We start from the raw sequence: 12,982 nt of genomic DNA, 5'->3' as shown, positions 1-12,982 counted from the left end.
GCACCAAATGCAAGCTGGACAAGCTCCGGAATGGCACAGCAACGGCACCAAAGCGATTTGAGCGCCGAATCCAGGTCGGCAAGGCAAGGTTCGCGCATCCTCATTGTCGAAGACGATCTGGAGATCGCGCGCATGCTGGGCGACACGCTCACCGACAACGGCATGACCGTGGAAATTGCCGAGAGCGGCGTCCAGATGAATGCCGCGCTTCGCACCCAGAAATTCGATCTCATCGTGCTCGATGTCATGTTGCCGGGCGAAAACGGTCTCAACATCTGCCGCCGCCTTCGTGCCGCAACCAACATTCCGATCCTGATGCTGACCGCGCTCGGCGAGGAAATCGACCGCATCTTCGGGCTGGAAATCGGCGCGGACGACTATGTGACGAAACCGTTCAGCGCGCGTGAACTGACGGCCAGGATACGGGCGCTGCTGCGCCGTACAGCCTATGATCCCGACGAGCGGGACTGGTCGAAGGTGCTTCGTTTCAACGGCTGGCGCCTTGATCCCATACGCCGGCAATTGCATGACCCCAACAATGCGCGGGTGACGACCACGACGCATGAATTCGACCTGTTGCTTGCGTTTTGCCGCAACGCAGGCCGGGTTCTCTCGCGCGAGGAACTTCTGGGCGTAACCCATGCCGGGCTCGCGGGGCCGATCGAGCGTAGCGTCGATGTCCATATCAGTCGAATCCGCAGGAAGATCGAAAAGGATGCGCGCGATCCGGTGCTTTTGAGGACCGTTCGGTTGGGTGGCTACATCTTCACCGCGACGGTGGAGGAAGCATGAGGGATTTCATCCGCCGTTTCTTGCCACAGTCCGTGCGTGGGCAGTTTGTGGCAATCATTTTCATCGCGGTGATCGTGATCATGTTCGTCGGTTCGGTCGTCGAGAGTTTCATAGAGAACGCCGATCTTCCCGCCGCGGAAGATAACGCCAGGCGTGCGGCCGTTGTTGCTGCCTTGTTGCAAGAAACGCCGGCGCAGGCGCGTGGCGCAATTCTGGCGACAGCAAAGCGGGCCGGCTTTGATTTCGAGATATTGCCCAAGGACCGGATAACCGGCATTGCCCAATCCTATCTGCAATGGCGAAGTGTCGAATGGCTTTTGCGTATCGACAGGGGGACGGTTGAGGGACGCTGGATAAGGGTCGGCGGCCGATACGCGTTTGTCATCGACCTCGACCAGCAGGACGTCCTGGCCCATTTCGGCATGCCCGATTCCTGGCTGACATCGGGCCTCGTCCGTGCCTCGTTCTATAGGTTCATGGCTTTCGTTGCCTTGCCCGTGCTGATCTGGCTGTTTGCGGTTTGGGCCGTGACTGATCCGTTGAAGCGCATCTCGGCGGCAGTCGGTTCGGCCGAGATCGAGAATGGCGACCAGCTCTTCGTCGAACACGGCTCCATTGAAATGGTGGGGTTGGCGCGCGCCCTGAACAGGATGAGGACGCGTATCCGCACGATGATCGAAAACCGCACGCGCATGTTGCGCAGCGTCAGTCATGATCTGCGCACGCCTTTGACGCGGCTGCGGCTTCGCGCCGAGCGCATGGATGATGGCCCAATCCGAACCGCAATCCTGTCCGATGTCCAGCACATCGAAATCTTGATCGATGAGACCCTTACCTACCTGCGCAACGATGTTTCGACGGAGAAGCTGCAGCGCGCCGATATTGCCAGCGTTCTGCAAACCGTCTGCGCCGAATTCTCTGATGTCGGATTTCCTGTCTCATATTCCGGGCCGGACCGGCTTCTGGGCTGGTGCAAGCCCAATGCATTGGCGCGTGCGATCGCCAATCTTTGCGACAACGGGGTCAAATTCGCTGGCAATGTCACTGTCGCCTTGACAGCGACCGGCACGGCGGCGCGCATCACGGTAGGGGACGACGGGCCGGGTATTCCGATGACGGCACGTGCCCGTGTTTTCGAACCATTCTTCAAGGAAGATGCGTCGCGCGGCATTGCGTCGAAGCATGGCTTCGGTCTGGGCCTCTCGATCGTTGCCGACATCGTCCAGGGGCACGGCGGTAGGATCGAATTGGAGGACAACCAGCCCAGCGGACTGGTCGTTACCATCGACCTGCCGAATGCCGCGGATGTGCAGTCGGCATAGACGGCCTCCCGCCGGGTAAGGTGCGCTCTAAGCCGGCAGGCCGGGGCGATCGAGCTTTTTGGGCGACAGCGTGAAAATCTCGCACCCTGTGTCGGTCACGCCGATCGTGTGCTCGTACTGCGCCGACAGCGAGCGGTCGCGCGTCACCGCGGTCCAGCCGTCCGACAGAACCTTCACGTGCGGCCGGCCCAGATTGATCATCGGCTCGATGGTGAAGATCATGCCTGGCCGCATCTCGACGCCTTCATTGGCGCTGCCGTAATGCAGGATGTTCGGCGCGTCATGGAACAACTGGCCGACGCCGTGGCCGCAGAAGTCGCGCACCACCGAGCAGCGCTCGCCTTCGGCAAAGGTCTGGATGGCGGCGCCGATGGCGCCGGTGCGGGCGCCCGGCCTGACCGCCGCAATGCCGCGCATCAGGCATTCATGCGTGACTTCGAGCAGCCGCTCGGCGGCGCGCTTGATCGTGCCGACCGGATACATGCGCGAAGAATCGCCGTGCCAGCCGTCGAGGATGTAGGTGACGTCGATGTTGACGATGTCGCCATCCTTGAGCGGCTTGTTGTCGGGAATGCCATGGCAGACGACATGGTTGATCGAGGTGCAGGATGATTTCGTGTAGCCGCGATAGTTGAGCGTCGCCGGCAGCGCGCCGTGGTCCATGCCGAATTCGAAGACGAAGCGGTCTATTGCTTCGGTGGTGACGCCGGGCTGGACCATCGGCACCAGCTCATCGAGGCAGCGCGCGGTGAGATCGCATGCCTTGCGCATGCCGGCAAAGCCGTCCTCGCCATAGAGGCGGATCTGGCCGGTATTTCTGAGCGGGGCCGTGGCAGCGTCGAGATAGGTGACCATTTTGTCCGTGTAGCGGGTAGGGCCCTGCAGGAGAGCCGACGTGAAGATCTCCCCAGATTTGGCACTTGAGGGCAAAAGGTTCAAGGAAGAACTGCCCGATGCACCCGCACAGTTCGAGATATTCGCCTTGCATGGGCGGTTCAGCGACCCAAGTGACGACACATTTCTGGGCCAAAAGCCGGTCAAAGCAACTTTTGACGACGAACGGCGTTGCTGCGGTGGCGCCAGTTCGGGAGACAGGAAATGGACAGACTGCAATTCGAGGTGCCGGTGCGCATAGCGCCCGCGCCCGGCCTGCCGGTCGAGGAGATCTACGGGGTCGAACAGGCGCTCGATTTTCTCCAGGACTGGCCTGCGCGCCGTCAGGGCCCGATCTACCAGAAAGCCTTCAACGCCTGCTTTGGGGCCACGGTAGACGTGGTCAAGACCGAGGATGCTTGCCGGGCGTTCATGGCGTTTTGCCGGGCCAGCGGACTGATGGCCAGGGACATGATGACGCCGCGCAAGCGCGGCGGTGAGGCGAGGGCGCTCCAGGCCTGAGGGCCGCCGCCGTTTCGCCTGCCCCCCACTGCAACCAATGAAGCGCGTTTGACGCACAGGCGATGTCGCGAGCGTATCGTTGCGTCCCCGCACCCACGTCAGCGCCGTTAAGCTTCCGTTTCCACCTTCCCGGCTACGCCATTGCTTGTTGGCAATGGTTGATTCGTTGCGTCAGTCTCATGGTTCGGAAGATGTCCCCAGAAAAAATCCGTGCATTCCCGATCGACCGTCAGGTATTCTTGGTCAGAGAGGTTGCCGCCAAGCTCGGCAATCTGCATGGCGAGCCCGCCACCTCGTTCTGGAGGGCCAAGGCGTCGGAGTTGCTCGATCTCGTCGTCGGATCGGGCAGGGACAGAACGGCAGCCGGCGACGAAGTGCGCAGGTTTTTCCAGGCCGTGCAAAGAGAGATGTCGGCCGGGGTGGTTGCGGAGCCGATGCCGATTCTTTCCGCTTGAAGAAAATCCTGCACAGCTTTGGCTTCCCACTGCATTCTCCAACAGTGCGAGCAGCAACACATCGGTGTTTGCTGCCTTCGACGGCAAGTTCGCTGATCGGGTGCGAACCCATGGCTGCCTATCGCAGGCGGATGCTCTAGGACATCGATGCTCTCTCTCGCCGCCTCCCGCTGGCCCTAGCCCTTCTCGCTTGCCAGGAAGTGCGCTCGCGCGTTGATCAGCCAGCGAAGCACTTCTTTTTTGAAGCCAATGGACCACTGCTCAAAAATGCACCGAACTTTTTAGCCATTCGTTCATTTATGCGTGCTTTCTAATCTAAGCCATGGCCTTGAATAGCTTCACCCGTGTTCGGCTTGTAATGGACGCCATGCGCCGGAGCACGGGCGCAAATGTCGCCACCATTTTTGCCCTCACCTTGCCGGTCGTTGTCGGCGCTGCGGGCTTCGGCGTCGAGACCTCCTATTGGTACTACAACAGCCTGAGATTGCAGGCGACGGCCGATGCAGCCGCCTATGCCGGAGCGCTCGAACAGATTTCGGGTTCCGACAAGCCGACGATCGTCGCGGCTGCGACCCAGTCCGCGGCGTCGAACGGGCTGGGCTCGGGCACGATCGTCGTCAATACGCCGCCCGCGTCCGGACCGAATACGGCGAAAAAAGCGGTCGAGGTGATCGTCGGCCAGAAGCTCGACCGGATGTTCACCCTGATCTTCACACAGGAAAAGGTTCCCGAACAGGCGAGGGCGGTGGCCGTTATTACCGATGCCTCGAGTGCTTGCATGCTCGCGCTCGATCCGTCCGCGTCGCAGGCGGTGCTGTTTTCCGGCAGCACCAGCGTTAAGCTCACCGGCTGCTCGGTCATGTCCAATTCCATCGCCTCCGACGCCATCAAGCTTCAGGGCGCGGCCGGTCTGCAGGCCGATTGCCTGATATCGGCGGGCGGTGTCTCTCTCAGCAATCCCGTCACCACCGTCTGCGCGGCCCCGATCACCCAGGCACTGCCCGCCGGCGATCCCTTTGTCGACCTGCCGGCCCCGGTGGCCGCGACCCCCTGCCTGAACGACAACAAGGCGACGCTCGGTCCAGGCACCTATTGCAGCGGCATGAACCTGAAGGGCAACGTCACGCTTTCGCCCGGCGTTTATGTCGTCCAGGGCAATCTCAAGATAAACGCCAACGCGGCCATCACCGGCGCCGGGGTGACCATCTTCATGTCGGGCAGTTCGACCGTCAGCATGAATGGCAATGCGTCCGTGAAGCTCAGCGCGGCGACTTCGGGCACCTACTCAGGCGTTCTGTTCTACGGCGACAGGACCGGCATGAGTGCATCCAGCACATTCAACGGCACAGCGGACTCGCTTTTGACCGGGGCCATCTATTTCCCCAAGCAGCAAGTGAGCTATCTTGGCAACTTCTCGGGCAATGGCGGCTGCACCAGGGTCGTCGCAAATACGATTCAATGGTCCGGTAATTCAACCATCAATCAGGATTGCTCGAGCCTCGGAGTGCCCAACATTCCAGCCGCGCGGTCCGTGGCACTGTCCGAGTAGCTCCGTGGGGCGCCGGTCGATGCCGATCCTCGGCGATGATTCGGGCGTTGCGGCAGTCGAGTTCGCGATGGTGCTGCCCATTCTGTGCCTGGTGCTGCTTGGTATTCTGGACGGCTGGTCCTACATAACGAGTTCACTGTCGATGCGCGCCGGTGTGAAGACGGCCGCGAACCTGGTCATGAGCGGATCGACCGATGATGCGGCGACCCAGGCCCTTGCCATTGCGAGCTGGGAAAATCGGCCGGAAGACGGCCAGGTCACGCTAAGCCACATCCGTATGTGCGGGACGACCGTGGTCGACGCTTCCACCATGTGCAGTGGGCCGAAGGTGCCGTCGATCTATGTCCAGATACAGGCATCGGGCACCTGGGTGCCGCCAATTGCCTTCGGCGCCTTTGCCGCTCCCACCGTCATAGGTCACCAGGAGATGATCCGTGTCCGCTAGGGTAAGCGCGTTGCGGCGGGATCGATCGGGCGGGGCCGGGCTGGAGTTCGCGCTGATCGCCCCCTTCCTTGTCATGCTGCTGTTCGGAATATTCGCCTTTGGCTGGTCGATGCACTCGGTCTCCAGTGTTCGCTATACGCTGGAGACGTCAGCGCGCTCGCTGCAGCTTAAGAACACGCTGACCCAAGCCGACATTCAATCGATCGCCACGCAGAAATTGCAGGCCTTGGGGTTCAAGGACGTGAACGTCACGATCGCCATCGACCCGGTGAGCGGTGGCTTCCGCATGGCGCATCTGACCGCCGCCTATGCCTTCGTCATCGACTTCCCCTACTTCAGTTCCTTCCCGATCAACTACGCGACAACCGTTACCGTGCCGCTGCTTGGCAGCGGCTAGGCTGTGGCCTGATAGCCTCGCGCGCTGGGGCTCTGCTTACTTGTACGCCTTGAGCGTGATCAGCCCACCGAGAATGGCTATAGCTATCAGGATCAGCGCCCACGACACGATGTTGTGCGACAGACGCCTCCGTCGGCCGCGCAGGGCGCGGTCGCGCCAGCGTTTGGCCTGATCAGCTCCTATGTTTAGTTTATCCATGCCCTTCTCCCCACGAGCAGAATGCGACTCATGCCGGCTGGTGTCCAGATGGCACCGGTTTGGCGGTCGTGGCGCAAGCTTGGCACTCGGCCTGCTTTTTATGGCACGGGGCTAGCTAATATATTCGTTATTGCTAATATTAAGATTACGTTACGTCATGTTCGACCATCTGTCGGGTGCAATGTGGGGGTTCCAATGAGAGTGGCTGTATTGTGCGCGGCTGTTGTTTTCGCTGCGACCGGTGTCGCTGTTGCCAAGGAAAAGAAGGCGGCGGTCAGTGACGCTGCCGCCTTGTGTTCCACGAAACCGTCGACCAAGAAGCCCGTTGCAAATCTGGACTGCGGTTTCACCGGAACCGCCAAATTGGAAGACAGCGGCGCAAAGGCAGAGCCGCGTCTCGGATACGACTCCAATCCGTGGATCATAACAGGCTTTTGACTTTGCACTGTCGGATGCCGGTTGAAGCGCTGAAGAGGGTCGTCTTGAGCGGCGCGCGACCCGTTCTCATGTAGGCTCCCGCACGCAAACCAGGCAAATAAATACGGACTTGCCACTCGGGGCTTCGCCCCGTTGTCGCAATGCCGTGAAAGCCCAACTCGACCGTGCAATAAAAAGCCCGCCACGGGGGCGACCTGCGGCGGGCTCTTGGAGCGGCTACATCCCTTAGGAATCGACCACTTTGTAGCAGGATTATGACCCGTGTGGCCGCGTTGGCCTATGGTGTGATCGCGGAAGACTGCGCGTCAGTTGAAGAGAGCAGCAGAGAGCCAAGCGAAATTGCCGACATTGGGAGGGAGGTTTGCGCCAAACGCAAATTTTTCTGGTACGCCCAAGGGGAATCGAACCCCTGTTACCGCCGTGAAAGGGCTTCTAAGCCGTCCAGCGCCGTCCAGCCATATTTACTGCACCCCTTGCGGCATAAGGTTTTCTGTACAGTTGCGTTTGTGCTTGTCCAACGTCGTCCACGCCGGTATATTGGACAAAGTGTTGGACACGGCAGGGGCAGGGGCATGGCAAAGAGAGTTCGTGACGCGACGCTCGACAGCAAGGAAGCTCGGGCGAAACTGAAGGCGCGCGGCAAGCCCTACTACAAGAGCATCGGGCCTGGCCTTCATGTCGGCTACCGGAAGGGCAAGGAAGCCGCCCGGTGGGTCGTGCGCATGTATGTCGGCGATCAGGACTACCGCGTCGAGACGATCGCCAGCGCCGACGACAGAGCGGACGCCGACGGCAAGGGCGTGCTTTCGTTCTGGCAGGCCCAGGACAAGGCAAGGGAGCTTCACAAGCGCCTGTCAGGGGACAGCGGCGAGGTTGCCGGCGCCTACACCGTCAAAGAGGCCATAGCCGATTACCTGCTCTGGATGGATGGCAACCGGAAGTCGTCCAAGGATGCCCGGTATCGGGCCGAGGCGCTGATCCTGCCCGAGTTGGGCGGCACGGATGTTTCCAAACTCACAGCTGCCCAGATTCGGAAATGGCACAGCAAGGTTGCCGCAACCGCACCGCGTCTCCGCAGCAAAAAGGATGCGGAGCAGAAGTTTCAGGAACTCGGGACCGATGCGGAATCGATCCGGCAGCGCCGCGCGACAGCGAACCGCGTCCTGACAATCCTGAAGGCAGCGCTGAACTATGCATGGCGAGAAGGCAAGGCGGCTTCGGACAAGGAATGGCGCCGGGTCGAGCCGTTTGAAGATGTCGAGAGCGCCCGCGTCCGCTATCTGACGATTGCCGATGCGCAACGGCTGGTGAATGCTTCCAGCGGCAGCTTCCGGGATCTTGTCCAGGCAGCCCTGCAGACTGGCGCCCGCTATAGCGAGCTCGCACGGGTCCGGGTCGAGGACTTCAACGCCGATGTCGGCACCCTGACCATTCGAGAAAGCAAATCCGGAAAAGCCCGGCATGTGGTGCTGACCGACGAGGGCAGCGAACTGTTCGGGCAACTAGCAGCCGGCAAGCGGCGCGATCAGTTGCTGCTGACAGCGCCAGCCGGTGGGACGTGGGAGAAGTCTCACCAGTTCCGGCCGATGAATGAAGCATGCAAGAACGCCAAGATCACTCCGGCAATCGGCTTCCACGGGCTGCGGCACACATGGGCCAGCCTGTCCGTAATGAACGGCATGCCGCTCATGGTCGTTGCCAAGAACCTAGGCCACACTGACACGCGGATGGTCGAGAAGCACTATGGGCATCTGTCGCCGTCCTACGTCGCTGACGCGGTGAGGGCAGGGGCGCCGCGGTTCGGCACCGTCCCGAAAAGCAACGTCCTTTCCATGCAGAAGGACGCGTGAGCCATGGCGACTTTCTGGAAATCGCCGCGAGAGATATTTCGGGCAATTGAGCGGGAGGCTTTGGCAGGGGTGGATGGCAGGTACGTGGCTGTCACGACATTGCAAAAGAAATGGCAAGCCATCTTGCTGCAAGAGGCCCGCGTTTGGGAGGCATCTGGGATGCAACCCGAGGACTTACCCGTCTATGAGGCGACTGTAGCGCCAACGAGGGCCCTCATCGAGGCAGCGGATGCTGAAACGCTTCGGCTCATGTTGGATTGGGCTGCACGCGGCAAATGGTTTGCTGTTGGACGCCGAAACATAGAGGCCGGCGAGGAGGTCATCCCTGGCCGCTATTGGCCGTTCCTGACCTTGGATATGAAGAATGCGACGGCCAAAGGTGACGGACTCGATTTCCGTGCGCTGCGCTGCGCCTTCGTTGCCGCTGTACCAGCCGACGATCCCATCCTCGAAAAACTTCGCCTTGCCAATTCTGAAAACTCGTCGCCGCAACTCGTCGCCAACTTGGCGAGAATACTGCCGACCCCACGAAAGCGGGGTCCTAAGCCCAAAAAGCTGATGAGCGTCAAGACGGAGATGTTGAATTTCGATCGCCATATCCTGGAGACCATGACCGAAGAGGCCATGGCGGAGCAGTTCAAGGCGTCGCGGGACACCTGCCGACGCGCCCGCCAAGAATTGTCGGAATTAAAATGAACTAACTACCACCATCGACAATTAGCGACGGTGCAATGTCGCGTCCACCTTGGGCCTGTAGCAACACAGGAGCACTCAAGTGGACCACATATTCGAAGCCTACAACATTCCAGAGTTTTGCGCAGCTCACAGGATCAGCCGCGCGACGTTCTACAACCTTCTGAATGACGGGCATGCGCCGCGCACCATGAAGGTGGGTTCGCGCGTCTTGATCTCGAAGGAAGCGGCGGCCGACTGGCGGAAAGCCTGCGAAGCCGGCACGGCTAAGCCGGAGGCCGCATAGATGACCGACCTCAATCCCGACGCCGAAGTGCAGACCGCCGCCGAATGGCTGGCAAATGCCAAGGACCGACCCAGCCCCATCATACCGGAGATCCGCAGCCGTTTTGGCTTAGAACCGTTGCAGGCTGTTGAAGCAATCCGCCGTGCCCAGGCGCTTCGTTGGGCGCGCGCATCATGACCGAGATCATCACCCGCGACCTAATCGACCGGGCTGCCTGGTTTCTGACCTACGCCAGTGGGGGCTGGCCAACAGAACTGCTTCGCCAACGGTTCCAGTTGAGCCAGGACGAAGCCGTTGCGCTGCTGCGGAAGATCAAAGGAGGCGACAATGCCTCATGAAAAACGAAGCCCGGCGCCATCGCCTGCCAGCGACAACAACCGGGCACTTTCAGAAGCAGATACGCAAAACGCACTTAACCAGAAATCGGTTCATTTGGCTAGGCCGGTTTCGGCACAGACCAAATGGAAAAACGCTCATCCGAAAGAGGTTTGGGCGCACCAGTGCCTGCGGTCTGCGCTGAATCGCGGGCTCATCATTCAGATGCCTTGCTCTCAGTGCGGCGACCTTGTGGCTGAGGCCCACCATAGCGACTACGACAGGCCGCTCGATGTGGATTGGCTTTGCCGGCTCCACCATCGCCGGGAGCATAAGCGCATGCGGTGCGAGGCAACCGGATGAGCAACACCCGCAACTTCACGATGGTTGCGCCAGTGCTTCATAGTTCCAAGCGCTTCCTAGACCTCGATGACAGCGGCCGCGCGCTGTTCGTCTATCTTTTGACAGGCCCGCATCAAACAAGCTGCGGCTGCTCGCAGATCAAGCCTGGCTATGCCTGTGCAGACCTAGGGCCGAACTGGCCCTTGGCAAAATATCTCACGACCTTGGGCGACCTTGAAGGGCAAGCCGGGCTGATCATCACCGATGCAGAAACCGACGAGATCTACATCGAACGATGGTTCAAGCACAACTCCAAGGGCTCTTGGAAGTACGCCAAGGCAATCCAGGGCCAGATCGACAAAATCGAAAGCGAGATGCTCCGCGAGAAGGTGAACGCCGATTTCGCGGCCACCGAACTCGGGCAAGCTGCCTATGAGGCTGGCGAGGCAGATCGGGCCAGCGAGAGACCATCCCCAGCCAATTCGGGCAGCCGATTGCTGAACACCCGCATCATGAGGGGATAGCCCATGGATACGGTATCGGATGACTATCGATATACGGAGACCGAGACCGAGACCGAGATTAAGACCATACGAAAAACCGAAAGAGAGATTTTAGAGCATCGCTCTGAAAAAAAGGGCCGACCAGGATCGAACGTCGGCGCCCTTCCTTCCGAGTTGGTGCCGATCGAAAAGGCCATCGCCCTCCTACGAGCTGACAATGATCCCGATTGCCAGATGGTCGGTGCCGAGATGGCGAGGCTGTATGCCTCCTCCAGTCGACTAAGCGCACGCGGTGGCGCCTCGCTCGTCCACTCCAGCGCCCTGGCCGAACGCAACCGGCTCATCTGCGCCTTGTGGCAGAAGCACGAGCGCTGGCGCGACCTCAGGCCCGGCGCCGTAGCCAGGGCGATGCTGCGGGCATATCGGCAATACGAAACCCGACGCTGGCCGCAGGAATCGCGCTCACTGTCGGCACCGACACAGGAGCCCGAGGCGACGTTCTGGCGCCTTCTGAGGGGCGAGCATTCCATGCCCGGTTCGGCCAAGCAGATGAAACGGATCCTCGAAAGCGACTGAAGAAAAGTGGACATCGATGCTTTGGATGTCCACTCGCCAAGCGCACCTTCCTGACAGTGAAAAACAGAAAAAAGGGACGCCACATGGCCACCATCGCCGAACTCAGGGTAAAGCGGAACGCTCTCGCCGCAGCCTGGAACGTCGCCGCATCCGATCCCGTCAATCGCAAGGAGCTGCGCCGCCTGGCAATCGATCTCGATGAGGTCGAGGGACAGATTGAAGCGTCGTACGACCCTACGCAGGGATATGCCGCTGGTCTCGCCAAGGCTGAGGCTGACGTCCTCGCCATCGTCGAAGTCTGTGTCCTGGCCAATGCTCCTCTCACCCAAATGGTCGATCTGCTCAACAGCAAGGCCACGTTGACCGACGCCATCGTCGCTGTCCGGCATCTGGCGAACTGACATGCACAAGCTCGATCCAAGCCGCCTGAACTTCCTGGACCGCATCAAGGGCCGATACCTCGGCGCTGCCCGCGATGGGACCGAAGCGCAGAATGAAGCCAACCAGGCGCGCCTTGCCGCGCTGGCCGACATCACCCGACTTGAGGATCAGGCACGCAATCGCCCTGGCCTCGACTTCACCGATCAGATCATGGCGGCTCGGGCCACCCTCGCCGCGGCCGAGAAGCAATTGGAATTCGCCAGGACCACGAATGAGATCGCCCATGAGCGATACAACGCGGCCGGCAACCTCGCCAGCAATGTCCGCCGGTGGGCGCAAGAGAAAAGGCTGATCTGATGTCGTCGATCACCAACAAGATCAAGGCCGCTCTTGGCGCCACGCGCAAGGCCACCAACGAACTCGCCGACGGCCTCCAGGGCGTGCGAGACCGCATCGCTAAGTTGGCCAAGGAACGTCAGGCAATCGAGGAAGCGCACTCGTCGCTCGATATGGCGCTCGAACGCCTCGAACAGCATCGGCTCTATCTGCGCCAGCCGCTGGACAGCTACTATGTCGGTGCCTTCTTGGCGGCTCCTGGTGTCAGGCAAGACTTCGGCATGAACACCGACAACGCTGCACGACTGGCACTAGCTCTCGGCGCTGACGCCTGGGCAAAGGAGATGGACGCCAAGATTCGGGCCAGTCAGGCCAGCCGCCCCGGCCTCACCAACGAGGAGCGCGCGGCCAAGATCGAGGCGATCGACGCCGAGATGCTCGACCTCGAACTGGTTGAGGAAAGCCTCATTCGCAACGCCGAGCAGGCTGGCTTCGAAGTCCAGCGCCGGCCCGACGCCAACCCGGCAGCGGTGCTCGCCCATGATAGCGCGCTGCCCCAATGATCCAGAGCATGGATGATTCCTTGAAGCTATTCGACCGGACGGCTGGCGCTGCCCGGTCTCTGCCGTTCATGAATGGCGCGGTTGCGGGTCAACTCCTTTCCGCAGCGTGCGTCGCAGGCAGGCTGGCATTCCGGGCTGGCCTGCCT

Annotated in this window: 19 protein-coding genes; 17 read left to right on the top strand and 2 right to left on the bottom strand. The window is 60.8% G+C overall.

Annotation, left to right across the window (positions count from 1 at the left end):
• Positions 1-30 precede the first annotated feature (30 nt).
• Together RPF88_RS10520 and RPF88_RS10515 are read left to right on the top strand one after the other, a co-directional pair.
• Positions 31-792, top strand: coding sequence for a response regulator (locus RPF88_RS10520; RefSeq protein WP_063167867.1), 762 nt, complete (start codon positions 31-33; stop codon positions 790-792).
• Positions 789-2,114, top strand: coding sequence for a HAMP domain-containing sensor histidine kinase (locus tag RPF88_RS10515; RefSeq protein ID WP_127368364.1), 1,326 nt, complete (start codon positions 789-791; stop codon positions 2,112-2,114). Before RPF88_RS10520 ends, RPF88_RS10515 begins: the two co-directional genes overlap by 4 nt.
• A 27-nt stretch (positions 2,115-2,141) precedes the next feature.
• Here RPF88_RS10515 and map read toward each other — a convergent pair whose 3' ends face one another.
• On the bottom strand, positions 2,142-2,969 hold the full coding sequence (map, locus tag RPF88_RS10510) for a type I methionyl aminopeptidase (protein ID WP_013532002.1): 828 nt from the start codon (positions 2,967-2,969) through the stop codon (positions 2,142-2,144).
• Positions 2,970-3,212: 243 nt separating this feature from the next.
• On the opposite strand from map, the gene RPF88_RS10505 reads away from it, so the two are divergent.
• The 5 genes from RPF88_RS10505 (at position 3,213) to RPF88_RS10485 (ending at position 6,355) form a co-directional block, all read left to right on the top strand.
• The gene (locus tag RPF88_RS10505; RefSeq protein ID WP_013532001.1) at positions 3,213-3,509 is read left to right on the top strand and encodes a DUF982 domain-containing protein; all 297 of its coding nucleotides are present in this window, start codon (positions 3,213-3,215) and stop codon (positions 3,507-3,509) included.
• Positions 3,510-3,700: 191 nt separating this feature from the next.
• Entirely contained in the window at positions 3,701-3,964 is a 264-nt protein-coding gene (locus tag RPF88_RS10500; protein ID WP_337122372.1) for a DUF6074 family protein, read from the top strand.
• Positions 3,965-4,286: 322 nt separating this feature from the next.
• A complete protein-coding gene (locus RPF88_RS10495; RefSeq protein WP_063167868.1) occupies positions 4,287-5,513 on the top strand; it encodes a pilus assembly protein TadG-related protein in 1,227 nt (408 codons plus the stop codon).
• A gap of 19 nt (positions 5,514-5,532) precedes the next feature.
• Positions 5,533-5,958, top strand: coding sequence for a TadE/TadG family type IV pilus assembly protein (locus RPF88_RS10490; protein WP_064995340.1), 426 nt, complete (start codon positions 5,533-5,535; stop codon positions 5,956-5,958).
• A complete protein-coding gene (locus tag RPF88_RS10485) occupies positions 5,948-6,355 on the top strand; it encodes a TadE/TadG family type IV pilus assembly protein (RefSeq protein ID WP_013531997.1) in 408 nt (135 codons plus the stop codon). The genes RPF88_RS10490 and RPF88_RS10485 overlap by 11 nt, the downstream gene beginning before the upstream one ends.
• A 36-nt stretch (positions 6,356-6,391) precedes the next feature.
• On the opposite strand, the gene RPF88_RS10480 is transcribed toward RPF88_RS10485, so the two are convergent.
• On the bottom strand, positions 6,392-6,553 hold the full coding sequence (locus RPF88_RS10480) for a hypothetical protein (RefSeq protein WP_013531996.1): 162 nt from the start codon (positions 6,551-6,553) through the stop codon (positions 6,392-6,394).
• A gap of 692 nt (positions 6,554-7,245) precedes the next feature.
• Between RPF88_RS10480 and RPF88_RS10475 the strand changes: the two genes are divergently transcribed.
• The 10 genes from RPF88_RS10475 (at position 7,246) to RPF88_RS10430 (ending at position 12,836) form a co-directional block, all read left to right on the top strand.
• On the top strand, positions 7,246-8,841 hold the full coding sequence (locus RPF88_RS10475; RefSeq protein ID WP_337122367.1) for a tyrosine-type recombinase/integrase: 1,596 nt from the start codon (positions 7,246-7,248) through the stop codon (positions 8,839-8,841).
• 3 nt (positions 8,842-8,844) lie between these two features.
• Positions 8,845-9,537: a hypothetical protein gene (locus tag RPF88_RS10470; RefSeq protein ID WP_337122365.1), complete on the top strand. Its 693-nt coding sequence runs from the start codon at positions 8,845-8,847 to the stop codon at positions 9,535-9,537.
• Between the two features lie 79 nt (positions 9,538-9,616).
• Positions 9,617-9,820, top strand: coding sequence for a helix-turn-helix transcriptional regulator (locus RPF88_RS10465; protein ID WP_337122363.1), 204 nt, complete (start codon positions 9,617-9,619; stop codon positions 9,818-9,820).
• On the top strand, positions 9,821-9,997 hold the full coding sequence (locus tag RPF88_RS10460) for a hypothetical protein (RefSeq protein ID WP_337122361.1): 177 nt from the start codon (positions 9,821-9,823) through the stop codon (positions 9,995-9,997). It begins immediately after the preceding gene.
• Positions 9,994-10,158, top strand: coding sequence for a hypothetical protein (locus RPF88_RS10455; RefSeq protein ID WP_337122359.1), 165 nt, complete (start codon positions 9,994-9,996; stop codon positions 10,156-10,158). The genes RPF88_RS10460 and RPF88_RS10455 overlap by 4 nt, the downstream gene beginning before the upstream one ends.
• A gap of 336 nt (positions 10,159-10,494) precedes the next feature.
• Positions 10,495-11,001 carry a hypothetical protein gene (locus RPF88_RS10450; protein WP_337122357.1) on the top strand — a complete coding sequence of 169 codons (507 nt, stop codon included), beginning with the start codon at positions 10,495-10,497 and terminating at the stop codon, positions 10,999-11,001.
• Positions 11,002-11,004: 3 nt separating this feature from the next.
• Positions 11,005-11,556, top strand: coding sequence for a hypothetical protein (locus RPF88_RS10445; protein ID WP_337122355.1), 552 nt, complete (start codon positions 11,005-11,007; stop codon positions 11,554-11,556).
• An 83-nt stretch (positions 11,557-11,639) separates the two neighbouring features.
• Positions 11,640-11,957, top strand: a complete 318-nt coding sequence (locus RPF88_RS10440) for a hypothetical protein (protein ID WP_337122354.1) — start codon at positions 11,640-11,642, stop codon at positions 11,955-11,957.
• Position 11,958: 1 nt separating this feature from the next.
• The gene (locus tag RPF88_RS10435; RefSeq protein WP_337122352.1) at positions 11,959-12,294 is read left to right on the top strand and encodes a hypothetical protein; all 336 of its coding nucleotides are present in this window, start codon (positions 11,959-11,961) and stop codon (positions 12,292-12,294) included.
• Positions 12,294-12,836, top strand: a complete 543-nt coding sequence (locus RPF88_RS10430; protein ID WP_337122350.1) for a hypothetical protein — start codon at positions 12,294-12,296, stop codon at positions 12,834-12,836. The genes RPF88_RS10435 and RPF88_RS10430 overlap by 1 nt, the downstream gene beginning before the upstream one ends.
• Positions 12,837-12,982 lie beyond the last annotated feature (146 nt).

Origin of the sequence: Mesorhizobium sp. ISC11 (genome assembly GCF_037162595.1) — a bacterium.
Lineage (GTDB): Bacteria > Pseudomonadota > Alphaproteobacteria > Rhizobiales > Rhizobiaceae > Mesorhizobium > Mesorhizobium ciceri.
The sequence above is the reverse complement of the archived record's forward strand: the minus strand, read 5'-3'. Positions and strand labels throughout refer to the sequence as shown.

Bases quoted from the DNA above. Each gene is read 5' to 3' on its own strand.
- RPF88_RS10520 (WP_063167867.1), top strand. From the start codon at position 31: ATGGCACAGCAACGGCACCAAAGCGATTTGAGCGCCGAATCCAGGTCG.
- RPF88_RS10515 (WP_127368364.1), top strand. From the start codon at position 789: ATGAGGGATTTCATCCGCCGTTTCTTGCCACAGTCCGTGCGTGGGCAG.
- map (WP_013532002.1), bottom strand. From the start codon at position 2,969: ATGGTCACCTATCTCGACGCTGCCACGGCCCCGCTCAGAAATACCGGC.
- RPF88_RS10505 (WP_013532001.1), top strand. From the start codon at position 3,213: ATGGACAGACTGCAATTCGAGGTGCCGGTGCGCATAGCGCCCGCGCCC.
- RPF88_RS10500 (WP_337122372.1), top strand. From the start codon at position 3,701: ATGTCCCCAGAAAAAATCCGTGCATTCCCGATCGACCGTCAGGTATTC.
- RPF88_RS10495 (WP_063167868.1), top strand. From the start codon at position 4,287: ATGGCCTTGAATAGCTTCACCCGTGTTCGGCTTGTAATGGACGCCATG.
- RPF88_RS10490 (WP_064995340.1), top strand. From the start codon at position 5,533: ATGCCGATCCTCGGCGATGATTCGGGCGTTGCGGCAGTCGAGTTCGCG.
- RPF88_RS10480 (WP_013531996.1), bottom strand. From the start codon at position 6,553: ATGGATAAACTAAACATAGGAGCTGATCAGGCCAAACGCTGGCGCGAC.
- RPF88_RS10475 (WP_337122367.1), top strand. From the start codon at position 7,246: ATGACCCGTGTGGCCGCGTTGGCCTATGGTGTGATCGCGGAAGACTGC.
- RPF88_RS10470 (WP_337122365.1), top strand. From the start codon at position 8,845: ATGGCGACTTTCTGGAAATCGCCGCGAGAGATATTTCGGGCAATTGAG.
- RPF88_RS10460 (WP_337122361.1), top strand. From the start codon at position 9,821: ATGACCGACCTCAATCCCGACGCCGAAGTGCAGACCGCCGCCGAATGG.
- RPF88_RS10455 (WP_337122359.1), top strand. From the start codon at position 9,994: ATGACCGAGATCATCACCCGCGACCTAATCGACCGGGCTGCCTGGTTT.
- RPF88_RS10450 (WP_337122357.1), top strand. From the start codon at position 10,495: ATGAGCAACACCCGCAACTTCACGATGGTTGCGCCAGTGCTTCATAGT.
- RPF88_RS10445 (WP_337122355.1), top strand. From the start codon at position 11,005: ATGGATACGGTATCGGATGACTATCGATATACGGAGACCGAGACCGAG.
- RPF88_RS10440 (WP_337122354.1), top strand. From the start codon at position 11,640: ATGGCCACCATCGCCGAACTCAGGGTAAAGCGGAACGCTCTCGCCGCA.
- RPF88_RS10435 (WP_337122352.1), top strand. From the start codon at position 11,959: ATGCACAAGCTCGATCCAAGCCGCCTGAACTTCCTGGACCGCATCAAG.
- RPF88_RS10430 (WP_337122350.1), top strand. From the start codon at position 12,294: ATGTCGTCGATCACCAACAAGATCAAGGCCGCTCTTGGCGCCACGCGC.